Source organism: Ornatilinea apprima, from assembly GCF_001306115.1.
GTDB classification, from domain to species: Bacteria; Chloroflexota; Anaerolineae; order Anaerolineales; family Anaerolineaceae; genus Ornatilinea; species Ornatilinea apprima.
Genome location: NZ_LGCL01000013.1, coordinates 30,741 through 52,049 on the forward strand (window position 1 = coordinate 30,741; position 21,309 = coordinate 52,049).

Annotated in this window: 24 protein-coding genes and 1 tRNA gene; 17 read left to right on the plus strand and 8 right to left on the minus strand. The window is 59.5% G+C overall.

What is annotated here, in order from left to right:
- Nucleotides 1–4: 4 nt before the first annotated feature.
- The gene (locus ADN00_RS02910; protein WP_075061451.1) at nt 5–682 is read right to left on the minus strand and encodes a response regulator transcription factor; all 678 of its coding nucleotides are present in this window, start codon (nt 680–682) and stop codon (nt 5–7) included.
- A 234-nt stretch (nt 683–916) separates the two neighbouring features.
- Between ADN00_RS02910 and ADN00_RS02915 the strand changes: the two genes are divergently transcribed.
- From ADN00_RS02915 to ADN00_RS02925, 3 genes are all read left to right on the plus strand, one after another.
- Entirely contained in the window at nt 917–2,059 is a 1,143-nt protein-coding gene (locus ADN00_RS02915) for a ribonuclease D (protein ID WP_075061452.1), read from the plus strand.
- 1 nt (nt 2,060) lies between these two features.
- A complete protein-coding gene (locus ADN00_RS02920; protein WP_075061453.1) occupies nt 2,061–3,455 on the plus strand; it encodes an MBL fold metallo-hydrolase in 1,395 nt (464 codons plus the stop codon).
- 33 nt (nt 3,456–3,488) lie between these two features.
- Nucleotides 3,489–3,575 (plus strand) — tRNA-Ser (locus ADN00_RS02925).
- 153 nt (nt 3,576–3,728) lie between these two features.
- Here ADN00_RS02925 and ADN00_RS02930 read toward each other — a convergent pair.
- Nucleotides 3,729–4,574, minus strand: coding sequence for an alpha/beta fold hydrolase (locus ADN00_RS02930; protein ID WP_075061454.1), 846 nt, complete (start codon nt 4,572–4,574; stop codon nt 3,729–3,731).
- 16 nt (nt 4,575–4,590) lie between these two features.
- A complete protein-coding gene (locus ADN00_RS02935; protein WP_075061455.1) occupies nt 4,591–4,950 on the minus strand; it encodes a DUF4180 domain-containing protein in 360 nt (119 codons plus the stop codon).
- 230 nt (nt 4,951–5,180) lie between these two features.
- On the opposite strand from ADN00_RS02935, the gene ADN00_RS02940 reads away from it, so the two are divergent.
- Nucleotides 5,181–6,689 (plus strand): thioredoxin domain-containing protein, encoded by a 1,509-nt coding sequence (locus ADN00_RS02940; RefSeq protein WP_082389836.1) that lies wholly within the window; start codon nt 5,181–5,183, stop codon nt 6,687–6,689.
- A 212-nt stretch (nt 6,690–6,901) separates the two neighbouring features.
- Nucleotides 6,902–7,531, plus strand: a complete 630-nt coding sequence (locus ADN00_RS02945) for a hypothetical protein (protein ID WP_075061456.1) — start codon at nt 6,902–6,904, stop codon at nt 7,529–7,531.
- On the opposite strand, the gene ADN00_RS02950 is transcribed toward ADN00_RS02945, so the two are convergent.
- On the minus strand, nt 7,528–8,241 hold the full coding sequence (locus ADN00_RS02950) for a lysophospholipid acyltransferase family protein (protein ID WP_075061457.1): 714 nt from the start codon (nt 8,239–8,241) through the stop codon (nt 7,528–7,530). The genes ADN00_RS02945 and ADN00_RS02950 overlap by 4 nt on opposite strands.
- A gap of 182 nt (nt 8,242–8,423) precedes the next feature.
- Between ADN00_RS02950 and ADN00_RS02955 the strand changes: the two genes are divergently transcribed.
- The 3 genes from ADN00_RS02955 to ADN00_RS02965 all read left to right on the plus strand — a co-directional run bounded on the left by ADN00_RS02955 (nt 8,424) and on the right by ADN00_RS02965 (nt 10,290).
- The gene (locus tag ADN00_RS02955; RefSeq protein WP_075061474.1) at nt 8,424–9,209 is read left to right on the plus strand and encodes a nitroreductase family protein; all 786 of its coding nucleotides are present in this window, start codon (nt 8,424–8,426) and stop codon (nt 9,207–9,209) included.
- A gap of 42 nt (nt 9,210–9,251) precedes the next feature.
- Nucleotides 9,252–9,770: a pyridoxamine 5'-phosphate oxidase family protein gene (locus ADN00_RS02960; RefSeq protein ID WP_075061458.1), complete on the plus strand. Its 519-nt coding sequence runs from the start codon at nt 9,252–9,254 to the stop codon at nt 9,768–9,770.
- Between the two features lie 67 nt (nt 9,771–9,837).
- Nucleotides 9,838–10,290: a GNAT family N-acetyltransferase gene (locus ADN00_RS02965; protein WP_075061459.1), complete on the plus strand. Its 453-nt coding sequence runs from the start codon at nt 9,838–9,840 to the stop codon at nt 10,288–10,290.
- A 1-nt stretch (nt 10,291) separates the two neighbouring features.
- On the opposite strand, the gene ADN00_RS02970 is transcribed toward ADN00_RS02965, so the two are convergent.
- Nucleotides 10,292–10,993, minus strand: coding sequence for an SGNH/GDSL hydrolase family protein (locus tag ADN00_RS02970; RefSeq protein ID WP_082389837.1), 702 nt, complete (start codon nt 10,991–10,993; stop codon nt 10,292–10,294).
- Nucleotides 10,994–11,082: 89 nt separating this feature from the next.
- A complete protein-coding gene (locus tag ADN00_RS02975; RefSeq protein WP_075061460.1) occupies nt 11,083–11,481 on the minus strand; it encodes a DUF2177 family protein in 399 nt (132 codons plus the stop codon).
- Nucleotides 11,482–11,689: 208 nt separating this feature from the next.
- Here ADN00_RS02975 and ADN00_RS02980 point away from each other — a divergent pair, with 208 nt between their 5' ends.
- Both ADN00_RS02980 and ADN00_RS02985 read left to right on the plus strand, forming a co-directional pair.
- Complete coding sequence (locus ADN00_RS02980) at nt 11,690–12,217, plus strand: prolyl-tRNA synthetase associated domain-containing protein (RefSeq protein ID WP_082389838.1); 528 nt, start codon at nt 11,690–11,692, stop codon at nt 12,215–12,217.
- A 23-nt stretch (nt 12,218–12,240) separates the two neighbouring features.
- A complete protein-coding gene (locus ADN00_RS02985) occupies nt 12,241–12,900 on the plus strand; it encodes a nucleoside/nucleotide kinase family protein (protein ID WP_075061461.1) in 660 nt (219 codons plus the stop codon).
- 9 nt (nt 12,901–12,909) lie between these two features.
- Here ADN00_RS02985 and ADN00_RS02990 read toward each other — a convergent pair whose 3' ends face one another.
- On the minus strand, nt 12,910–13,857 hold the full coding sequence (locus tag ADN00_RS02990; RefSeq protein ID WP_075061462.1) for a DUF6498-containing protein: 948 nt from the start codon (nt 13,855–13,857) through the stop codon (nt 12,910–12,912).
- 125 nt (nt 13,858–13,982) lie between these two features.
- Here ADN00_RS02990 and ADN00_RS02995 point away from each other — a divergent pair, with 125 nt between their 5' ends.
- The 4 genes from ADN00_RS02995 to ADN00_RS03005 all read left to right on the plus strand — a co-directional run bounded on the left by ADN00_RS02995 (nt 13,983) and on the right by ADN00_RS03005 (nt 16,974).
- Nucleotides 13,983–15,233 (plus strand): LCP family protein, encoded by a 1,251-nt coding sequence (locus ADN00_RS02995; protein ID WP_075061463.1) that lies wholly within the window; start codon nt 13,983–13,985, stop codon nt 15,231–15,233.
- Between the two features lie 60 nt (nt 15,234–15,293).
- A complete protein-coding gene (locus ADN00_RS03000; RefSeq protein ID WP_075061464.1) occupies nt 15,294–15,755 on the plus strand; it encodes a YcgN family cysteine cluster protein in 462 nt (153 codons plus the stop codon).
- Between the two features lie 70 nt (nt 15,756–15,825).
- On the plus strand, nt 15,826–16,110 hold the full coding sequence (locus ADN00_RS19670; RefSeq protein ID WP_152966237.1) for a hypothetical protein: 285 nt from the start codon (nt 15,826–15,828) through the stop codon (nt 16,108–16,110).
- 228 nt (nt 16,111–16,338) lie between these two features.
- Nucleotides 16,339–16,974: an HAD hydrolase-like protein gene (locus ADN00_RS03005; protein WP_075061465.1), complete on the plus strand. Its 636-nt coding sequence runs from the start codon at nt 16,339–16,341 to the stop codon at nt 16,972–16,974.
- Here ADN00_RS03005 and ADN00_RS03010 read toward each other — a convergent pair.
- Nucleotides 16,965–17,795, minus strand: coding sequence for a CPBP family intramembrane glutamic endopeptidase (locus tag ADN00_RS03010; protein WP_075061466.1), 831 nt, complete (start codon nt 17,793–17,795; stop codon nt 16,965–16,967). The genes ADN00_RS03005 and ADN00_RS03010 overlap by 10 nt on opposite strands.
- Before the next feature lie 104 nt (nt 17,796–17,899).
- Here ADN00_RS03010 and ADN00_RS03015 point away from each other — a divergent pair, with 104 nt between their 5' ends.
- From ADN00_RS03015 to ADN00_RS03025, 3 genes are all read left to right on the plus strand, one after another.
- Entirely contained in the window at nt 17,900–18,097 is a 198-nt protein-coding gene (locus ADN00_RS03015; protein ID WP_075061467.1) for a hypothetical protein, read from the plus strand.
- Between the two features lie 215 nt (nt 18,098–18,312).
- Complete coding sequence (locus ADN00_RS03020) at nt 18,313–20,025, plus strand: sensor domain-containing diguanylate cyclase (RefSeq protein ID WP_152966238.1); 1,713 nt, start codon at nt 18,313–18,315, stop codon at nt 20,023–20,025.
- Between the two features lie 123 nt (nt 20,026–20,148).
- Nucleotides 20,149–21,156, plus strand: a complete 1,008-nt coding sequence (locus ADN00_RS03025) for an NAD-dependent epimerase/dehydratase family protein (RefSeq protein ID WP_075061469.1) — start codon at nt 20,149–20,151, stop codon at nt 21,154–21,156.
- The last annotated feature ends 153 nt before the right edge of the window (nt 21,157–21,309 follow it).

The following is a 21,309-nucleotide window of genomic DNA, read 5'->3' on the forward strand; positions in this document are numbered from 1 at the left end:
TGAATCAGGGGATTTCACGCATTACATAACCCACCCCGCGAACCGTGTGGATCAGGCGCGCCTCACCGCCGCTCTCCAGCTTTTGGCGAAGATAGCGAATGTACACATCCAGCACGTTGCTTTCACCGCCAAAATCGTAGCCCCACACACGATCAAAAATCACCTCGCGGGTCAGCACCTGGCGGGGGTGGCGTAAAAACAGTTCCAGCAAGTCATACTCTTTGGCCGTCAGCGAGATCACGCGGTTCTTACGGCTGGCCTGGCGGGTTGAGGTATCCAGAGAAAGGTCTTCAAAGGTTAACACAACGGCGCGCTCCTGCTGGGTACGCCGCAGCAGAGCGCGGACGCGCGCCAGAAACTCTTCCAGCTCAAATGGTTTGACCATATAATCATCCGCGCCGGCATCCAGCCCCTTTACCCGGTCATCCACGGTGTCTTTGGCCGTCAGCATCAGAATGGGGACAGAGCCAGCCTCGCGCAGTTTTTCGCAGACCTCCAGTCCATCCATGCCCGGCAGCATCCAGTCCAGCACGACCAGGTCGGGCGGATTGGCGCGCGCCATGACCAGGCCCGATTCACCATCCAGAGCGGCGCTTGCCTCGTACCCTTCATAGGTCAGGCCGCGCTGCAATACTTTGACGATCGCTTCGTCATCTTCGATGATCAATATGCGTTCGTTCATGGCTCCCTCCTGATTTATTTAATATATACCATGAACACCAGTAAAAGTGAAACAGGCGTAAATGATTCGCAGTAAATTGGTCTACTTTATTATAGAGTGAATCGAGAAAAGACAAGCCCCCAGCATTAAGAAACTGGAGATATTGACAAAGTTTAATCCCCTCCTGCCCGGTGCAGCCCCTCTTTGCACCCACATCCGCTCGAAAAGCCCCTATTTTGCGCTATAATCAACCCCATGAAACTTCCCCTCATTCAACCAGCCGTGTGGGTAGACCAGCCCCACAAGTTGCGCGCCATGATCGAAGAGATCCATCATCATCAAATCCTGGCCGTGGATACCGAATCCAACAGCCTGTTTGCCTACCGCGAGCAGGTCTGCCTGATCCAGTTCTCCACCCCCGCGCGAGACTTCCTGGTTGATCCCCTGGCTATTAACGACCTCACCCCTCTGGGGGAGATCTTTGCCTCGCCGCGCATTGAAAAAATCTTCCACGCCGCTGAATACGATATCATCTGTCTCAAACGCGATTTCGGTTTTGAATTTGCCCATTTATTCGACACGATGATGGCCGGCCGCATTGTGGGGCGTGGAGAGATCGGGCTGGCCTCCATGCTGGAAGACCAGTTTGGTGTGCATTTGAACAAACGTTACCAGCGCGCCAATTGGGGCCGCCGGCCGCTGGATGAGAGCATGCGCGAATACGCCCAGTTCGACACCCACTTTCTCATCCCTTTGCGTAACTGTCTGCGGGACGAGCTGGCCAACAGTGGACGCTGGGAACTGGCGCAAGAAGACTTCATCCGCCTGTGCGATACCTCCGTGCCGCAGCCCGAAAGCGACCTGGCAGACTGCTTCAAACTGGTAGGCAAGAACGACCTTTCGGCCCAACAAATGACCGTGCTGTACGAGCTGTACCAGTACCGCGAGCGGCGCGCCCAAGCCGCCGACCTGCCCACTTTCAAAGTGATCAGTAATCAGGCCTTGGTCAACATCGCCCACGCCCTGCCATCCACCTACCAGCAGCTGGAAGATATTGACGATCTCAGCCCCAAAGTGGCCCAGCGCCACGCCGATGGGCTTCTCGCCGCCGTGCAGCAGGGGCTTACCCGCCCGCCCATCAGCCGGCCGGCATACAACCGCAAGCCAGATGAAGCCTATCTGATCCGCATGGAAGCCATGCGCAACTGGCGAAAAAGCACCGGCCTGGAGATGGGCGTGCCGTCGGATGTGGTTTTACCCCGCGACATCCTGTATGATATCGTTAGTGCTAACCCTCAAACGGAGGAAGCGCTACAGCAAACCATGCGCAGCGTTCCCTGGCGTTTTGAACATTTCGGTACTCAAATCTTATCTGTGCTTCACCGTCTGGAGGAATAAGATGCAAATCCATTTTCACGGGGCAGCCCAAACCGTTACCGGCTCAAAACACCTGCTTGAGATCAACGGCAACCTGCTGCTGCTGGATTGCGGTCTCTTCCAGGGCAAGCGCGCTGACACCTACACAGCCAACCAGACCTTTAACTTTGACCCATCCGACGTGGACGCGGTCATTCTCTCGCATGCCCATATTGACCATTCCGGCAACCTGCCCAACCTGGTAAAAAATGGCTTCCGTGGAAAAATCTACGCCACCCGCGGCACCGCGCGCCTATCAGAGATCATGCTGCGCGACGCCGGGCACATTCAAGAGCAAGATGCCGTTTACGTCAACAAAAAACGCCGCCGCAAAGGTCAACCGCCCGTAGAGCCGCTCTACACCGTGGAAGACGTTGAACGCGTGCTGCCGCTCTTTGAGACCGTGGACTACGACCGGCCCTTTGAACCTTTTGAAGGGGTAACCGCGCGCTTTGTGGAAGCCGGCCATATCCTTGGATCGGCCGCGGTGGTGTTGGATGTGCGCGAGAATGGAAAACAAAAACGCGTCTGGTTCTCTGGAGACATTGGGCGCTATAAACTGCCCCTGCTGCGCGACCCGGTGCTGCCGCAAAACACCGATTATCTGCTGATGGAATCCACCTACGGTGACAAACTGCACCGCGACCCCGAAGCGGCCTATGCTGAATTTGTCGAGGTGGTAGCCCGCACCATCAAACGCGGCGGCAAGGTCATCATCCCGGCCTTCGCCGTGGGCCGCACCCAGGAGCTGGTTTACAACCTCAACCGCGCCATTGCCGACCAACTGCTGCCACACATCCCCGTCTACGTAGACAGTCCCCTGGCCGTCGGTGCCTCCGACATCTTCCGCGAATTTCCAGAATACTTCGACCAGGAAACCTGGGAATTTATAGACAACGGCCGGCATAAAGCCCTGTATTTCAAAGAGCTGGTCTATACCCGCTCGGTGGATGAATCAAAAGCAATCAACGACATTCACAAACCCATGGTGATCATCTCGGCTTCGGGCATGGCCGAAACCGGGCGCATTTTGCACCACCTGCGCCACAATATCGAAGACCCGCGCAGCACCATCCTGATCGTTTCCTGGCAGGCCCCCGATACCCTGGGGCGCCGGCTGGCCGAACAGGCACGCGAGGTGCGCATCTTCGGAGAAGAATACTACCGCCGCGCCGAGGTCGCTACCATTGGCGGTCTTTCGGCGCACGCCGGGCAAGACCTGCTGTTGGATTACGCCGCCGCCAGCCGCGACACGCTCAAACACATCTACCTGGTGCACGGCGAAGAGCGCGGCGCGCTGCCCCTGATGGCTAAAATCCGCGAGCAGCACATCGCCCCGGTCAGCTTCCCCGGCCCGAAATCGGTTGTGGAAATTTAGCCGTCTTGCTGGTATAATCAAGACCGGTTTCGAGGAGAGGTGCCAGAGTGGACGAATGGGGCGGTCTCGAAAACCGTTGTGGTCTTCGGGCCACCGTGGGTTCGAATCCCACCCTCTCCGCTGAAAAGACTCTAGCAATAGGGTCTTTGTTTTTTAAGCCACCGTGGGTTCGAATCCCACCCCCTGCGGGGGTGCTTCGCGACCCTCTCCGCTGAAAAGACTCTAGCAATAGGGTCTTTGTTTTTAAGCCGCCTCACCACTCAAACCCAGCGCTTACCGCTCCTCCAAAAAGGCCCCTATCCGCGTGCCCATGCGCGGCAGCACATGTCCCACCCCCTGGCTCACCTCCACCTCGGCGTGCGGCAGCAGCGCCCGCAGGCGTGCCGCGCTCTTGCGGCTGTCCAGCATCACGTCTTTCTCGCCCATCCACAGCAGAACCGGCATGCTCAACCGCGCCAGTTCCTCATCGCTCAACAGCGGAACCACCTCCAGGCGCGCGTTGAACTCGCGGTGAATCAGCTTGGTGTAGTCCATCACTTCGCGCGGCATGGGCTGGCCGCCGCCCACCATGCGCGCCATGCGCTCCAGCCCCCAATCGCCGCACAGCATCAGCGCCACCGCCAGCAGCAAAAATGAATTTTTCTGCGGGGCAATTCCCGAGGCGCTCAGCAGCGCCAGGCGGCTCACCTGCTGCGGGTGCGCTGCGGCGAATTTCATCCCCATCCACGCCCCCAGCGAAAGCCCGGCGACGGCCACCTGATCCAATCCCTCGGCCGCGAAAAGGTCTTCCAGCCATTCCACATAGGCCGGCGAGCTCAGGCTGGCGCGCCGCTCTTCGCTCTTGCCGGCCTCACCGGGGATGTCGGGGATCAGCACGCGCCAGGTGCGGCCCAATGTTTCCACCTCTCCCCGCCAGAAAGCAGCGTTGGAACCCGCGCCGTGCAGCAGCACCAGCGCGGGCGCGCTGGCCTGGCCGCATTCGATCAGAAACGTCTGACCGTGACGCGTCTCCACCCGGCGCATCTGGAAAGGTACCGGCCAGCCTTCCAAAACCGAGTCGTACACGCCCAGAATGGCCTGCCGCCCCGCCGCCGACTTGAACACGATTTCATTCTTCATTTTTCCCTCCCTGCTGCTATTTGGCCAGCCACTCTCTGGCGGCTGTGGCATCTTGAAACACGCGAAACTGGCTGCCGCGGTTGGTCTCTTGCACCATTTCGCCAAAGCGCCCCTGGCTGGCGCGCTCTGCAGAAACGACCGCCGCCACCCGCATGCGGTAGTTGGAAAACTTCAGCAGCACCCCCCCGGCCAGTCCGCTGCGCAAATCAAAGAAAGCCTCCGGAAGGTTGCTCTCATGCACCAGAAGGCGCAGCGCGCGCAGCTCTCCGCACACGCCCACCCAGTCCAGGGCGTCATTTTCGCTGGTGATCAGCGCCTGGTGGGGCAGTAATTCCACCCATTGTATGAGACCGCGTTGGCCGACTTGATAATTCATGAATGTCCTCCTCAAAGATCAACTGTTGGTCAGTCGAAAATATGTTTTTATTATACTATGTTATTTATAACATATCAAATCTATTTTAAGCGCGTTCGTTCCCGCCGCCTGATTAGGATTAGAAAACTCTTATTTGCGCCGCCTTGCGTTTCCCTATATCCTGAATATTCAGATATAATTCTGTTTGAAAAACGCAAAACATACCGCACACATTGAACCGTCAGGTGATTATGATTCGCAAACAAACCATCATTCTGGCTTTGATCGCCATCGCGGCGGTCGCGGGGCTGTCGTTTTTTTCAACCCCGGCCCAGTCAGACGCCACCATTTCCCCACAGGGGGCGGTTACACCCACCCCAACCATTAACCCGTTGGACTACGTCTGCTCAACGCAGACCGCCGGAGGGTTGGAAATCTGCGCCGAGCCGGCTGAGGGTCTCTCTTCGCCAGGCCTGCCCCTGCCCAACAGCCTCAACAATTCCACCGGAAAAATTCAAATTTACTTCTTCTGGGGTGATGGCTGCCCGCACTGCGCTGAAGAAGAGCAATACCTGGCCGAGGCGTTGAACCGCCTGCCCATCAGCGTTCACTCCTTTGAAACCTGGTATAACAACGACAATAAAGTCCTTTACGAACGCATGGCCGAGGCCTACGGCTTTGAGGCCAATTATGTGCCGGCCACCTTTATAGGCGACCAGTACTGGATTGGCTTCAGCGAACAGATTCAGGCCGAAATTGAGCAAAAACTGCAGTCGTACACCGCCGACCCGGCGAAAGCCCCCGACGCCGCCAGCGGCATCTTGATTCGCAACAGCAGCACTTTCGCCCCCGATCCCAATTATAGCGGTCCCATCGAAAAACCCGTCCAGGGGCAAGCCAACACCCTCACCCTGCCGGTTCTCGGCACGGTTAACCTGGCGGAGCAGTCGATTGTGGCGAGCACCGCCTTAATCGCCCTGGTGGACGGGGTGAACCCCTGCTCGGTGTGGGTGCTCAGCGTGCTGCTGGCGCTCACCCTGCACACCGGCTCGCGTAAAAAAGTCCTCATCATTGGCCTGACCTTTATCACCGTTACCGCCGCCATCTATGCCATCTTCATCGCCGGGGTCTTTACCATTCTGAGCTTTGTCAGCTTCATCCAATGGATTCAGATTCTCATCGCGACCATGGCCATGTTCTTTGCCCTGGTCAACATCAAAGATTACTTCTGGTATAAAGAAGGACTTTCTTTCACCATCGCTGAAAGTGATAAGCCCGGCATTTACAAAGGTATGCGCCGCGTGCTCAACGCTGGCCAGAGTATTTGGGCGTTGATCGGCGCCACCATTGTGCTGGCGGCGGGCGTCTCTCTGGTGGAATTTTCCTGCACTGCGGGCTTCCCGGTGCTTTGGTCGAACCTGCTGGTTTCGCAAAACGTGCCCCACTCCGAATTTATCTGGCTGATCTTGCTCTATATGCTGATCTACCAGTTGGACGAACTGGTCTTTTTTGGCGTGGCGGTGGTTACCCTGCGCGCCACAAAAATTGAAGAAAAGCACGGCCGCATACTTAAGTTATTCAGCGGTTTGTTGATGCTCTCCCTTTCGGTGGTGATGGTGATCAACCCCGAATTGATGAACGACCTCGCCAACGCCCTGATCATTTTCGGGTCGGTGATTGGCGCGACCATTCTCATCACCCTGCTCCACCAACAGGTGCTGCCCAAACTGGGCATCAGCATTGGCAATGAACTGAAATAAGCCCACCAACTTTACTCTACAAACACAACCGGCTTTCATCACGAAGCCGGTTGTCTATTTTTATTCGTTGTTTTCTCGGCTACAATGTTTCCATAATCAGATCACCAACGCGGATAACAGCATGCCCGCTGCCAACGCTGCGAAGCGAGCCAACCTTAAGCAGTATAATCTGCAATGGAACACCCACCCCTCACAATCATTGGAGAAAAGGCATGCCAACCCTGGAAGAACTCATCCAATGCGGTTTGTCTCCCGCTCAAATTGGCCAACAAGCCCTGCAAGACGAGACCCTGCTGCGCGAGCTGTTCGGCGGGATTGCCCCGCAAAAACAAAAGAAAGAAGTGCGAGAGACCTGCTCGCAGGCGTTACTCTTTTTAAGCCAGCAGCACCCCCAAACCCTGCTGCCGCATTGGGGACAGTTCTCCGCACTGCTGCCCAGCGGCAACGGTTTTTCGCAATATGTGGCCGTGCACGCTCTGGCCAATTTGTCTGCCGCGGACCAGGGCGAGTGCATGCAAGCGGACCTGGACGCGTTTCTGGCGCTGCTCGACAGCCCCAGCGTGATGGTGGCCGGGCACACCGCCGCCGCGGCCGGGCAGATCGCCGCCGCATGTCCCACCTTGCAAGCGACCATCACCGAGCGCCTGCTCAAGACCAGCACTCCCGGGCGGGACGCCGAACGCGCAGCCTTGATCGTTTCTTACGTTCTGGACGCCTTTGACCTTTATATTGAAGTCAGCCCGCAGCGCGAGCGCATGGTAGGGCTGGCTTTCAGCCAAATCGACTGCGCCAGTCCCAAAACGCGCAAACGCGCCAAACAATTCCTGGATCGCTGGGGTTAAGCAGCCCGCCATGCCCTGGCCGGGGTTTTTGCAGCCTCAGCCGCGCGCAATTCACTCTCATATGCGAGCTGGTTGATGCGCTGCATGATCAAATCGGCCACCTCGCGCACGCGCGCGCGGTCTTCCACGCTGCCCTCAAAAAACATGGGCTCGCCCACCGTGATCGCATACGGGCCGCTCAGGTACCAGGTGCCGGTCTCTTCACGCCCGTCCACCATCGTTTTGGTCAGCCATACGCGCTGGCGGTCAATGGATATTCCTACCGGCACCACCGGCGCGCCGCTGGCCAGCGCCAGGCGCGCCACACCGGTGTGGGCGCGGTGAGATCCCCCTTTCAGGGGGCTTCCCCCTTTCAGGGGGCTTATAGCGCCTTCAGGGAAAATGCCCACCGTCTGCCCGTCGTTCAGTCGCCGTAAGGCCTCTTCCAGGCAGGCCTTGCCGTTGCTGTGCTGCACGGTGATGTGCCCGCCCCAGCGCAGGCCGGTACCCAGCAGCGGCACTTTGAACAGCGTCTCGCTGATTAAGATACTCACCGGCTCACGGGTGAGGGTGGTCATCATCACCGGGTCTACGGTGGAGGGGTGGTTGGCTGCCAGGATTTTTGCGCCATCAGCCAAGGGCGCGCGCATTTCAATATTGGGATGGAAAGCCAATTGGGCATACTGCTTGGCAAGGATTCGTCCGCTCTGATACCATAAACTGCTGAACATGCTTGATCTCCTGAAAACTGAGGTTTTGAATTAGGTTTTACCGTCTCAGCATAAAGAGTCAGGGGGTGGAGCGGCATCCGCCGGAGGGTGGAGTGTAGGGGTTGAAAAGCGCCGCCAGACCGGTTGAGCCAGGCGCGATTTATGCGATAATAAAGACAATCGAAATCAAAACCGGAGAAACAATGAATCCAACCCTGGACGTCCTCTATCAGCGCCGATCCGTGCGCAGCTATCGTGACGAGCCGCTGGCCGCAGAGCACCGTGAAGCCATCTTGCAGGCCGCCTTCCGCGCCCCCACGGCCGGCAATATGATGCTTTATTCGATCATCGAAGTGGAAGACCAGGTCCTCAAAGACCGCCTGGCCGAAACTTGCGACCACCAGCCCTTCATCGCCCGCGCGCCGTGGGTGCTGGTGTTTTTAGCCGACTACCAGCGCTGGATGGACGCCTTTGCGTACACGGCTGCGCCGCAGCGCGCCGCCGAGCTGGGCCTGCCGCAGCGCGCGCCGCAAGAGGGCGACTTGCTGCTGGCGATGAGCGACACAATCATCGCCGCGCAGAACGCCGTCGTCGCCGCCGAATCGCTGGGGGTGGGCTCATGCTATATCGGTGATATTCTGGAACAGTACGAAGTTCACCGCCAGTTGTTCAACCTGCCGCGCTACGCCCTGCCGGTGTGCATGCTGTGCTTTGGCTACCCCAAACGCGAGGATCCGCCCGCCCTTTCGCCGCGCTTTCCGGCTGAATACATCCTGCACCGCGATCAATACCATCGCCTGGAGCCGCAAGACGTGCAGGCCATGACCGCGCCCATCGAAGAGCGCTATCATGCCAATGGCAATTACATCGCCGGGGCGCAGAACCTGCCGCAGCATGTGTACCTGCGAAAATTTACCGCCGATTTTTCGGTGGAGATGAGCCGTTCGGCGCGCGCCATGCTCCGCGCCTGGTGCGGAGAAGAAGAGTAATCCATATCCGTGCATTGGCTTTCACTTCAGGAGGTTAACCGCATGAATGCCAAATCTGATTCTCGCAAAGCATCCCGCCCGCTGATGCCGAAAGATTACGGCGTGCCGCAGGGTGAAGATACCCTGCTGCCGTGGGAGACTGTGGAAGAGCAGCTCCAGAAAGAACGCATCTTCTGGGTGTGCACCGTGCGCCCCGATGGCCGCCCGCACACCGTTCCGCTGTGGGGCGCGTGGTTCAACGAACGCTTTTACTTTGACGGCAGCCCCGAAACGCGCCATGTGCGCAATCTGATGGCCAACCCGGCCGTCTCGGTGCACCTAGAGAGCGGCGAAGAAGTGGTGATTATTGAAGGAACCGGCCGCGCGGTGGGTAAACCACCCCGCGAGCTGGCCCTGGGACTGTATGAAATTTACCGCGGCAAGTATGCCGGCTGGCCCGGTTACGAGCCTACCCCCGAGATGTGGGATGAAGGCGGGTTATATGAAATTGTTCCCCAGCGCGTGCTGGCCTGGCGCAATTTTCCCAGCGACGCCACTCGCTGGGTATTTGAAAGCGAGTAAGGGCTGGAGGATCGTGCTGGACAATCGAAGAATATCCGGGCGGAAGCCCGCCCGGTGATAAAAAGCGATGGATGAGACACACTGGTTGATTGAACCGGCGAACTGGCGCGACCTGCCAGCCCTGCAGCGGCTGGAGCGGGTATGTTTTGACGTGGACGCCTGGTCGCTTTTAGACCTGGCCGGGGTGCTGTCGCTGCCAGATTATACCCATTTCAAAGCCAGCATAGACGGCCGCCTGGCGGGTTTTGTTGCCGCCGAACAGCGCCGCGAAGAAACCAAAGCCTGGATCATTACCATTGGCGTGTTCCCCGAATACCGCCGGCTGGGCATCGCCCGTGCCCTGCTGAACGAGATCGAAGCGCGCATTCATCTGCCAGTGGTGCGCCTGTGCGTGCGGCGCTCAAACCTGGCCGCCCAACACCTTTACGAAAGCAGCGGTTACCGCGCCATCGACATCTGGCGGCACTATTATCACAGCGGTGAAGACGCCCAGGTCTACGAGAAAATTCTCCACACTTAATTCATTCATCCAAACCGCCCAGCGCCGCCCGCGCTTCAGGCAGAATCAAATCCACCCGGGCGCGGTACTGCTCCCCGGAGGGATGCAGTCCGTCGGGCGCGCTGTAATCTTCGCGCTCACTCATCTGTAGCGAGAGCGGGGTTACATCCACATACCGCGTTCCGGCGCGCTGCGCCTCTTCCTGGCATACCTGGTTAAAGCGCGCCACCTCAACCGGAACGCGCTGCGCGGCAAACTGCGCCCCCGCCGGGCTGGCGGACCAATCGGGGATGGACAAAACGATCACGCGCGCCGCATCGCCGCCGGCCAGTATCACCGCCCGCTCGATCAGCGCGCGCAAATTGGCGCGGTACGCGTCAATCGACAGGCTGTTGAACTGGTCATTCACCCCCACCATCACCGTCACCAGGTCGTAAGTCCCCTGCGGATCGGCTTCTTGCAGCGCGGAAAGCAGCGCCTCCGAGGTCCAGCCAGTGCGCGCGATGACCCGCAGCTCACCCACCGCTATATCTTCCGCTTCCAACGCGCGCGAAAGCTGCGCGGGCCAGCTTTGTTCAGCCGGCAGCCCTTCGCCCACCGTGTACGAATCGCCCAGCGCCAGCAGCCGCGCGGCATCATCATCGGGCGGGGTTGGCGCGGCACAGGCAGACAGCAAGGCCGCCATCAAAAGCACCCCAAAGAGTCGCAAATAACCTGGCTTCATCACGTCCTTATTAGGGAAGCGCTCCCCATTCTTACTGAGGACCGCTGAATCTCAATGCCGGGATCTTTCCCCGAAAATCGGATAAAGGCTTAAAACAGACCGATCACCCAATAACTGAGCAGCGCGGTAACGCCGGTCAGCACGGTGCCCCAGGCGATATCCACCACGGCGAGCAGCGCCGGCCAGTCTTTCAGCGTGGCCAGGTTGGTGAGGTCGTACGTCATGTAAGCCATAAACCCAAAAATGCAGCCATTCAGCAGAACGGCCTGCCAGCTTCCTTGCGCCAGCGCGGGATACAACACAAAGTAAGACAGCCCGACCAGGTAAAACAAATAAAACAACCCGGCCGCCAGCCAGTTGGTCCGCGGGGCCAGCAAAAAGCCAATCTGGTTGCGGTAGAAAGTGCGGGCCACCAACCCAAGCCAAAGAATATCAACAGCGAAAAAGGAAACCAGGGTGATGAGGAAATTGCGCAGCAAGATGAGCATAACAGACCTCCCAAGCCGATTCAGGTAACAAGAAAACGCCAGGCGCGCGCTTTTCACCGCGCTTCTCCTTTCATTTTATGCGCTTCGCGATGTATTCTTCCACCCTCCGTATATCCTTTGCAATGGTATTAAGGCGCGCTTACCTCCGGCAGAATTTTTTGAATCCGTCTATAATCGAGGGAAATTCGCGGCGGAGAAGAATGATTTTATGGAAGAAAAAATGATCGCATTCCTGCGCGAGCACGCCATTCCCTACCAGCGCGTGGAGCACCCGCCCGTGTATACCTCAGCCGAGTCGGGTTTTTACCTGCAAAACGCGCCGGGCGAAGAGGGCAAGAACCTCTTTTTGACCGATAAAAAAGGCCGGCGCACCTTCCTGGTGCTGTCGCTGGAGCGCAAGCGCGTGGATTTGAAGGCGCTGGGCGATCTGCTGGGCGCGCCGAAGCTGAAGTTTGCCTCGGAAGAGCGTCTGGCGGAGCGCCTGGGGGTAACCCCTGGAGCGGTGGACGCGCTGGCGGTAATCAATGATGTGGAGAGCAAAGTGGAGCTGGTGATTGACGCCGATTTGTGGCGCAATGAGGCCATTCGCAGCCACCCGCTGGTCAACACCGCCACGCTCATTCTGGCACGCGCCGACCTGGAGCGCTTCTTCGCCCTCACCGGGCACACCCCGCTGATTGTGCCCCTGCCCGAACTGAGCGCGGGCGAGCCATCCGCGCCCGAAGCGGACGCCTGAGCAGAACAAAAAGGAGAAAGAGCATGCGCCGAGAAGACCTGTTGGAAGAGCTGGCGCAGTACCTTTTGCGCCATCGTCTCGATCACCCGCTGCGCGTGGGAATCGACGGCATCGACACCGCCGGCAAAACCAGCCTGGCCGATGAGCTGAAACCGCTGGTCGAAGCGGCCGGGCGGCCGGTGTTGCGCGCCTCAATAGACGGCTTTCACAACCCGCGAGAGGTGCGCTACCGCCAGGGGGCCGGATCACCGGAGGGCTACTTCGCCGATTCGTTTGACCTGGAAGCCGCGCGCGGTCTGCTGCTCAATCCGCTGGGGCCGGGCGGCCGTCGGCTGGTGCGCACAGCCAGCTACAACGTGCGCCAGGAACGCGAAGTGCAGGCCCCCGAAGTGAAAGTGCCTGCCAACTGCGTGCTGCTGTTTGACGGCATTTTTCTGGCGCGCCCGGAACTGGCCGGGGCGTTTGATCTGCGCGTTTTTGTGCACATCGATTTTGAGACCTGCCTGGCGCGCGCCGAACTCCGCGACCGCGCCCACCTGGGCGACGCGGTGCGCCAGCGCTACCTGCAGCGCTACATTCCGGCGCAGCAGGCCTACCTGGCTGGCTGCCACCCGCGCGAGACGGCCAACGTGGTCATCATCAATGATGACCTGGCCAACCCCAGTCTGGAAATTCGGGAGTAAAGAGGGAAATCAGGCATTTTCGGGCGCGGGCTTGGGCCGCTTGAAGAGCGTGGCCAGCGCGCCAAAGGGGAAGAAGTACAGCACCAGCAGGTACGCCAGGGCGGCGCTGCTCACCTGCAGCGCGCTCAGCCCGGCAAACACAAAAATGCTGAGGTGCATTTTCACCACATTGAGATACGGCATCATTAACATGCGGTCTTGCTGAGTTTCAGCGGCGCGGATAAAGTTGGGGAGCTGCGAGAGCGCGCTGAGCAAAATCACCGGCCAGTAATTCACTATACACACGCGGATGAACTCGAACACATTGGGGAAACCGCCGCTTTCGCGCACCAGCGGAAAGAACTGGTTGAGAAACACAGAATGCACCAGGTGAAACATGCCAAAGTGAATGGTGAAAAAGGCCAGCGTGAAGAGCGCGCCGCCGATGGAAAGCGACCAGCGCAGGGGCGCGGGGGCCAGCTCTTGAATCACCTTGCCGCCGGGTGAAGCATCCAGCCCCATACCGCCTCTCAGCGCCTTGGCCGCGATGCCGGTCAGCAGATAGGCATAACCCAGCGTCAGGCTGGAGATCCACAGGCTCCATACCAGGTCGGTGGTCTGCCAGTTCTGCAGGCGGGCCAGCATCAGCGTTACCAGAAAACTGAAAAACGCCAGAAAAACCTGAAACCACAGCGGCAGGTGGTCCAGCGAGAGCTTTTCAAGGCCGCTCACCAGCGCGTCCACCCCGTTGAGCGAGTCGCCCGCGCCGCCTGTTTGCAGGTGCTGGTAACTGATGCGCGCTTCCAGATCATCGGGGCGCAGCGCCAGCACGCGCCGGTAGCACTCCTCCGCGCGCCGGGTGTCCCCGGCTTCAGACAGCCGATCGCCCAGCGCTTCCCACGCGTCGGCGTTGGCCGGGTCGCGTTTCACCTGGTAGACCAGAGATTGGTATTGGGGCGGCAGTTTTTTCGCGGGCATAGAGATATTGTATCGAAAAGTTCATGGAACGGAAACGATTGATCGCCACAACAAGCAGACTAGAAATTGGCCGCAGTTTTACCGTCTCTGTGCCTGGCGTGCTCATGCTATAATGCGCATACCGTATGAAAACACGCGCTTTCCGTCCTTTCTGGCAGTGGCTCCTGGTGGGGATGACCGCCCTGGGAATCTTTGGCTTGCTGCTGGCCGCCGGCTGCTCGCCTGCCGCCACGCCCGCGGCAGAGCTTTCGCCCAGCGCCAGCCCCACCCTCTCGGCCACGCCGTCCAACACGCCCACCATCACCCTCACCCCCACCATTACCCCGCCCCCCGCCGTGTGGGGCAGCTTCCCCCCGCCCAGCCTGGACCCGGTTACCCCCATCCCACCGCCCATTCAGGGCATTCAACTGCCTCAAGGCATCAATGCCATCCTGTTGCTGGGCACCGACCGCAACTCCCCCTACGTGGGGCGCACCGACGCGGTAGTGCTGGTGCTGCATGACCCGGCCCATTCGCGCGCCAGCGTCATCTCCCTGCCGCCCGACCTGATGGTGTACATTCCCGGCCAGACTATGCAGCGCCTGCAGGTGGCCTACGCCTTGGGCGGCTTTGACCTGATGGCGCAGACCCTCGAATACAATTTTGGCATTCGCCCTGACGATTGGGTGCTGCTGCACCTGGACGATTTCTCCGGCCTGGTGGATGACCTGGGCGGTTTATTTGTGAACATTCAAAAGGAAGATGAAGAGATCTGCGGCGGGCTGAAGGAAGGCTTCCGCAAGCTTAACGGCAGCAGTGCGCTGTGCTATGTCAGCTACCGCACCGGGCCGGATGAAAGCAGCCGCAACCGCCGCCAACACGAGGCGCTGCGCCGCCTGCTGATCCAACTGGTGCAGGGCGGCACGCTCAACCGCCTGCCCGAATTGTTTGAGAAGTACGCCCCGCGCGTGGATACCAGCCTGGAACTGCCCAGCCTGCTCGATTCAATCCCGCTGCTGCTCAACCTGGGCGTGGAAGAGCGCGTGCAGTATTACTCGCTGGTGGATCAGGACCTGACGCCCTGGCAGCTGCCCGGCCCGGCACCGGCAGTGGTGCTGCTGCCCGACCGCGAGGGGCTGATTGAAATGATATCCGAAGCGGCAGAGTTCGTCTCGCAAGAGGCCGAGCCCAACGAATATGTGGCCACCTTGCAATACGAGCTGACTGTCTCACCCACGCCCACCAACACGCCCACCTTCACCCCGTCGCCAACCCGCACCATTACCCCCACCCGTACGGTAACGCGCACGCGCACCATCACCCCCACCCGCACCGCCACGCGCACGCGCACCATCACCCCCACCGCCACCAGCACCACCCCGGTGCCCTATCCATAACGCGGCAGGCAAAAGACGGGTATAATTCGCACACCGGGCAGCCACTGACGCTGCCTGAATATGTTGTTATGGAGTTTGCCCGTGTCTGAACGTTTCTGGGAAACCAAAACCCTTGAAGAAATGACCCGCGAGGAATGGGAATCGCTGTGCGACGGCTGCGCGCGCTGCTGCATCATCAAGCTGCAAGACGAAGACAGCGACGAGGTCTTTTACACCAACGTGGTGTGCGACCTGCTGCACCTGCTGGACTGTAAATGCACAAATTATCAGAACCGCTCCACCCTGGTGCCAACCTGCCTGGTGCTCAACCCGCAGTTATGCCGCGATCTGGACTGGATCCCTGAGACCTGCGCCTATCGCCTGCTGGCCCTCGGCCAGCCGCTCCCCGACTGGCACCCCCTCGTCTCCGGCGACCCGGAGAGCGTGCATAAAGCCGGCATCTCTGTGCGCGGAAAAGTGGTGCATGAGAAAACCGTCGACCCCGACAAGCTGGAAGACCACATCGGCTACTGGGTGGGGTAGCGGGCGTATTTTCGCAGAAAACAATACAGCATATCCGGTAGGGTGGGAGCAGGGCGGGGCAGCCTGTTCAATGGCAAACCGGCGCGCCCACCCGCCCAAACCCCACCAACACAAGCCGATTCTCGACCATGCCTGGTTTCCTGTAGGGTGCCGTTGGCTGCGGACCGAGTCGGCAATGGTGCAAACAGATTGCTGGCTTACCAATGGCGCGCAGCCAACGCACCATTTGATCGCCAGCCCAGGCAAGCAGGGTGGGAGCAGGGCGGGGCAGCCTGTTCAATGGCAAACCGGCGCGCCCACCCGCCCAAACCCCACCAACACAAGCCGATTCTCGACCATGCCTGGTTTCCTGTAGGGTGCCGTTGGCTGCGGACCGAGTCGGCAATGGTGCAAACAGATTGCTGGCTTACCAATGGCGCGCAGCCAACGCACCATTTGATCGCCAGCCCAGGCAAGCAGGGTGGGAGCAGGGCGGATTAACCCATGCAAAGGTAAACCAGCGGAATGATCCGCCCGAATCCCACCAACACAAGCCAATACTTGGGGTAGGGCCCGTAGGCCATGCAATACTCACGAGGAAAAATTGATCAAAGATCTTATCTGGGACCTGGACGGTACACTTTTCGACACCTACCCTGCAGTGGTGCGCGCTTTTCAATCCGTTTTTCGCGCTTACCATATTGATCTGCCCGATGAGCAGGTGCTGAGCCTCACCCGCGTCAGCTACCGCAACTGCGCCAACGTGGTGGCCAGCGCGCACGGGCTGGACGCGGCGCGGATCATGCAGCTGTTCGACCAGGCCTATTTGCAAATCCCCCTCAAGACTCAGCCGCCCTTCCCCGGCGCGCCGGAGTTATGCCGCTGGACGGTGGCGCGCGGCGGCAGGAACGTGATTGTTACCCACCGCGCCGAGTCGACCAGCCTGCGCCTGCTGGAAGGCTTCAACCTGCGCGGCCTGTTCGCCGGTTGGGTAACAGGCGACATGGGCTTTCCGCGCAAGCCCAACCCGGCCAGCTTTCTGGCCGCCCTTCAGCGCTTTGATCTGCAACCCGCAACCGCTCTGGCGCTTGGCGACCGCGATCTGGACCTGCAAGCCGCGCTGGCGGCCGGGGTTCGTTACACCTGCGCCTTTGGGTCAGACCCGTTTGAAACCCGCGCCGACTTTTTCGTTACCGATTTTCGCGACCTGCCGCCCTTGCTGGAGCGGCATCAGGGTTGAGCCGCCCGCGTCGGTTTTCTTCTTCCGGCTTCCCAACGCGCAACAACCAGAATCACCACCATGGCCACCAGCCACAGGCGCATCCATTCGGCTGCCAGCGGCAGATCCAGCAGTTCTCCGCTGAAGTTGACCGCGAAGTGCATCAGAATCGCGGAGAGAGTGCTGCTGTCCGTTTGAGTGAAAACCCAGCCCAGAATCACCGCCTCCAACACAATGCTGACGCTGCGAATCCAGAAAATGCTGCTGAGAAAACCCCATTGGTGCTGGAATGTACCGGGGATCAAATACATGGGCACATGCCAGGCCGCCCACACCGCGCCGGTGATCAGGCTGGCCGCCAGCGGCGATACGCGCCGGTTAAGCCGCTCCTGGGCGTAGCCGCGCCAGCCCAGCTCTTCGGGCAGCGGCCCGAAGAAAAACAAGAACAAGGCGCTGGAAAGCAGCCCCAGCGGATCGGCCAGCAGACCGAGCGCGGCGCTGAAATCGGCGCGCGCCAGGCCGCTGAGCTGCGCCAGGCCCATCGCTGACAGGTTAATCGCCGGGAAGAGCAGCACAACCGCCAGCCACCACGCGCCGCGAATGCGTTTCACGTCTACCACGCGCCGCAAATACGCCTGCCGGTAGGCTTTTCCTTGCGCAAACAGCGCCAGGCTGGCTCCCACAATCAGAGGCCCGCCCGCGCCCAGGTAAAACAAAAAGGTTGTGGGGCTGGCCCCCATCGGTTGGCCGCTGGCAATCGCGGCGAACAGGCACCCCCAAGATAGTGCGAGGGTGAGCAAAAAATAAGCCAGGGGTCTTTTCAAAAACGATTCGCGCTGCATAGCCTGCCTCCGTTGCGATAAAATCACTTTATATACGCAAAACTTTTGCCCGCGTTTTGCGTATGATCAATAGAGAATTAATCAAACCTCAAAAGGAGATAGCGATGGACAACCGACCTGGATGCTTATCGGGGCTTCTCAAGCTCTTTCTGCTGGATAAATTGTTTGACTGGCTGCAAGAACGCTTTGGTTTTGGGCGTGGCTGCATGGGCTGCGGCTGTGGCGTGATTCTGCTGGTGATCTTTCTTCTGCTGGCCGGTTCGGTGATTTTCGGAACCAACTGGTTGGAAATTGGGTTCTGATTGCAGGCGGGTATTTTGATAAGAAAGATTAAAAAACGCTTATATTTTTTGAAATTGTGGTACATTTTTAACACCGTGTTGCATTAGCCACCCGTGTGGTGTTTTCTTTTCTTCAAAGAGAGACCCATTGCAACCTGTGGGAACGCCGCTGGAACCCAGAGGGGGCTGCCTGAGGTGGCGATTTAGAGAAGGATTGGGAAGAAGTGGGGGTAACTGTGGTTGCTCAACCCGTTCATGGCGGGTTAGAGGAACAAATTCGTGCATTAAATGCGCACGCCAGCGCGTTGGGAGAGTGTGATCCCCGGCGCGCCTTGGAGTTTTGCGAACAGGCTGCCCGCCTCTGCCCCCAGGTGCAACACCCCGATGCCCATCTGCGCGCCTGGGCCGACACCCATTACACCCGCGCCTGTCTGCTTACCCACCTCACCAACTTCAATCTGGCTCTTGACGAAGCCCTCAAAGCCCTGAACGACTTTGAACAGGCCGGAGATTCGCACGGCCGCGCGCGTTCAATGGCGCTGCTGGCCCAGATCGATTACTGCCTGAATGACCTGTCCAGCGCGCTGCAGCTCTTCCAGGAAGCGCGTGACTTAAGCCGCACCCTGCAGATGGAAGAACTGCAGGCGGTAATTAACAACGGAATTGGCAACATTCTGGTGGAAACCGGTTCAGCGGCGGAATCGTTCAGCCAGTTTGAATCGGCGCGGCGCATTTTTGTCGAGCTGGGCAACCAGGCCGGCATCGCCTCCACCTACGACAGCGCCTGCCAGGCCTACACCGCCCTGCAAGACGCCGCCGCCGCGGTGGAAGCCGGAATGCGCGCCTTGCAGATCTACGAGACGCTGGGCTGCCGGCGCGGAGAGGCCGCCGCCTTGCTGCGCATTGGCGAAGTCCATTTTTCGTTGGGAGACCACCAGCAGGCCGAGCGGTTTTACCAGGCCTGTGTGGAGATCACCCGTGAGGTGGATGCCCGCCACATCGAGCTGCCCGCCCGCCTGCGCCTGGCGCAGATCACCGCCGCCCGGGGTAATCCGCAAGACGCGCTCGCCAGCCTGGTAGAGGTGCTCAACCAGGCCGAAGAGAAAAAGCTGCTGGGGCTGCAGTGCCAGATCCACCAGGCGCTGGCCGAGACCTACAAGCAGGTGGGCGATTTTCGCACCGCCTTGCTGCACTTTGAGCGCCACCACTCCCTTGAAGAAAACCTCTTTCAAGACGAATCGGAAGCGCGCCTGCAAGCCATGCAAAGCTCGCACGGGCTGGAAAGCGCGCGCAAAGAAGCTGAAATTTACCAGCTTCGCAATGTGAAGCTGCGCGAAGAGATTGAAGAGCGCAAGCGCATTGAATTGGAGCTGAAGAAGCGCGCCATCACCGATGACCTCACCGGCTGTTTTAACCGCCGCTACTGGTATGAGCTGGCCCAAAAAGAGCTGGAGCGCATGGCGCGCTACCCGCACGCCCTCTCGATTATCATCTTTGACCTCGATCATTTCAAAGAAGTCAACGACCAGTATGGTCATCTGGTAGGCGATGAGGTGCTGACGGCAGTGGTGAAGTGCGCCCAGGGCTGCCTGCGCAGCGTGGATGTGCTGGCGCGCTACGGCGGCGAAGAGTTTGTGGTGCTGCTGCCCGAGACGAATACCGACAAGGCCGCCTACCTGGCCGAGCGCCTGCGCAAAGCCCTGCGCTCGCAGGCATTTGAAGTAGCCGCGCGGCGTTTTTCCATCACCGCCAGTTTTGGCGTGGCCGGCGTGGTCGACCAGCCACCCAGCAAGATCGATGATCTGCTGGAAAAGGCCGACCAGGCGCTGATGACCGCCAAACGCGCCGGGCGCAACCGCGTGCTGGTCTGGCAGGACACCGCCAGTAACGCTCAGCCCAAAGCGCAGCCGCAGGCCAACCGCTTGCCGGGCGGCGATTCCCTCCATTAATCCCTCATTCCCCCTACAATGGTCTGGTCAGGCCTCGCTTTGTGGTTAAAATAAGACCAGGTTTTGTTTTGCATTTCATAGCTACGCTGCCCGCGCCCAGCGCGGGAGAGAAGGAGAGCCGGTATGCGGATTTTAATTCTCGGAGGAACTCAATTTGTGGGGCGTTGGATGGCCCAAGCGGCCATCGATGCTGGGCACCAGGTAACCCTCTTCAATCGCGGACAGTCGAACCCGCACCTGTTCACCCAGGCGGAAAAACTGACCGGCGACCGTGGCGGGGATCTTTCGGCGCTACAGGGCCGCACCTGGGACGCGGTGATCGACACCAGCGCCTACTTCCCGCGCCACGCTGCGGCCTCTGCCGACTTGCTGAAAGACTCGATTGGCCTGTATTTATTCGTATCTTCGATCGCCGTGTACGCGGATTTCAAGCAGAGCGGTCTGCACGAAGGGTCAGAAGTGGGCCGCCTGGACGATGAAAGTGTCGAGGTGGTTAACCTGAAAACCTACGGTCCGCTCAAGGCCTTGTGCGAGCGCGAAATCAACCGCATTCTGCCCGACAGAAATGTGATTTTACGCCCCTGCATTGTGGTGGGCCCTCACGACAACACCGACCGCTTCACCTGGTGGCTGCACCGCGCCGCTCAGGGCGGCGAGATGTTCGTCCCAGGCGGCCCCGAAGCTCCTTTCCAGATCATCGATGCCCGCGACCTGGCCGCCTGGGCTGTGCGCCTGCTGGAAAACGGCCAAACCGGCACCTTCAACGCCGCCGGGCTGGAAGAGCCGGTTACGCTGGGCGACACGCTCAACGCCGCGCGCGAGATCAGCGGCAGCGACGCCCGCTTCACCTGGGTGAGCGAAGACTTCTTCAAAACCCACAAAGTCTCCCACTGGCGCGAGCTGCCTTTCTGGCTGCCCACCTGGGACGCGTCGTACCCCGGCTATTTCCAGATTGATAACCGCAAAGCCCTGGCCGCCGGGCTTACCTTCCGCCCCCTGCGCGAGACGGTGGCCGACACCCTCGCCTGGAGCCAAACCCTGCCCGCTGACCATGCCTGGCGCGCCGGCCTCACCCCGCAGCGCGAGGAAGAGCTTTTGCAGGCCTGGCGAGATTTTCAGGCCAGCGCCTGATCAATAAGGTATTTCGATAACTGCCTGGGGCTGTCTCTAAAGAATTTGGAAACAGCCCCAAAAATTAGCTGCAAATCGAATAAAAACGAAAAAACAAAAAATTGGTAGCCTACCTGGCTGCCAATTTTCGCATATTATGGGCAATACTGATCA

What these genes read in the sequence shown, in the direction of transcription:
- ADN00_RS02970 (WP_082389837.1), bottom strand. Translation starts at nt 10,993, where the DNA reads ATGAAGCCAGGTTATTTGCGACTCTTTGGGGTGCTTTTGATGGCGGCC.
- ADN00_RS02985 (WP_075061461.1), top strand. Translation starts at nt 12,241, where the DNA reads ATGCGCCGAGAAGACCTGTTGGAAGAGCTGGCGCAGTACCTTTTGCGC.
- ADN00_RS02995 (WP_075061463.1), top strand. Translation starts at nt 13,983, where the DNA reads ATGAAAACACGCGCTTTCCGTCCTTTCTGGCAGTGGCTCCTGGTGGGG.
- ADN00_RS03025 (WP_075061469.1), top strand. Translation starts at nt 20,149, where the DNA reads ATGCGGATTTTAATTCTCGGAGGAACTCAATTTGTGGGGCGTTGGATG.
- ADN00_RS03000 (WP_075061464.1), top strand. Translation starts at nt 15,294, where the DNA reads ATGTTGTTATGGAGTTTGCCCGTGTCTGAACGTTTCTGGGAAACCAAA.
- ADN00_RS02945 (WP_075061456.1), top strand. Translation starts at nt 6,902, where the DNA reads ATGCCAACCCTGGAAGAACTCATCCAATGCGGTTTGTCTCCCGCTCAA.
- ADN00_RS02980 (WP_082389838.1), top strand. Translation starts at nt 11,690, where the DNA reads ATGGAAGAAAAAATGATCGCATTCCTGCGCGAGCACGCCATTCCCTAC.
- ADN00_RS02965 (WP_075061459.1), top strand. Translation starts at nt 9,838, where the DNA reads ATGGATGAGACACACTGGTTGATTGAACCGGCGAACTGGCGCGACCTG.
- ADN00_RS02935 (WP_075061455.1), bottom strand. Translation starts at nt 4,950, where the DNA reads ATGAATTATCAAGTCGGCCAACGCGGTCTCATACAATGGGTGGAATTA.
- ADN00_RS03010 (WP_075061466.1), bottom strand. Translation starts at nt 17,795, where the DNA reads ATGCAGCGCGAATCGTTTTTGAAAAGACCCCTGGCTTATTTTTTGCTC.
- ADN00_RS19670 (WP_152966237.1), top strand. Translation starts at nt 15,826, where the DNA reads ATGGCAAACCGGCGCGCCCACCCGCCCAAACCCCACCAACACAAGCCG.
- ADN00_RS02910 (WP_075061451.1), bottom strand. Translation starts at nt 682, where the DNA reads ATGAACGAACGCATATTGATCATCGAAGATGACGAAGCGATCGTCAAA.
- ADN00_RS02920 (WP_075061453.1), top strand. Translation starts at nt 2,061, where the DNA reads ATGCAAATCCATTTTCACGGGGCAGCCCAAACCGTTACCGGCTCAAAA.
- ADN00_RS02915 (WP_075061452.1), top strand. Translation starts at nt 917, where the DNA reads ATGAAACTTCCCCTCATTCAACCAGCCGTGTGGGTAGACCAGCCCCAC.
- ADN00_RS02950 (WP_075061457.1), bottom strand. Translation starts at nt 8,241, where the DNA reads ATGTTCAGCAGTTTATGGTATCAGAGCGGACGAATCCTTGCCAAGCAG.
- ADN00_RS03015 (WP_075061467.1), top strand. Translation starts at nt 17,900, where the DNA reads ATGGACAACCGACCTGGATGCTTATCGGGGCTTCTCAAGCTCTTTCTG.
- ADN00_RS02990 (WP_075061462.1), bottom strand. Translation starts at nt 13,857, where the DNA reads ATGCCCGCGAAAAAACTGCCGCCCCAATACCAATCTCTGGTCTACCAG.
- ADN00_RS02975 (WP_075061460.1), bottom strand. Translation starts at nt 11,481, where the DNA reads ATGCTCATCTTGCTGCGCAATTTCCTCATCACCCTGGTTTCCTTTTTC.
- ADN00_RS02930 (WP_075061454.1), bottom strand. Translation starts at nt 4,574, where the DNA reads ATGAAGAATGAAATCGTGTTCAAGTCGGCGGCGGGGCGGCAGGCCATT.
- ADN00_RS02960 (WP_075061458.1), top strand. Translation starts at nt 9,252, where the DNA reads ATGAATGCCAAATCTGATTCTCGCAAAGCATCCCGCCCGCTGATGCCG.
- ADN00_RS02955 (WP_075061474.1), top strand. Translation starts at nt 8,424, where the DNA reads ATGAATCCAACCCTGGACGTCCTCTATCAGCGCCGATCCGTGCGCAGC.
- ADN00_RS02940 (WP_082389836.1), top strand. Translation starts at nt 5,181, where the DNA reads ATGATTCGCAAACAAACCATCATTCTGGCTTTGATCGCCATCGCGGCG.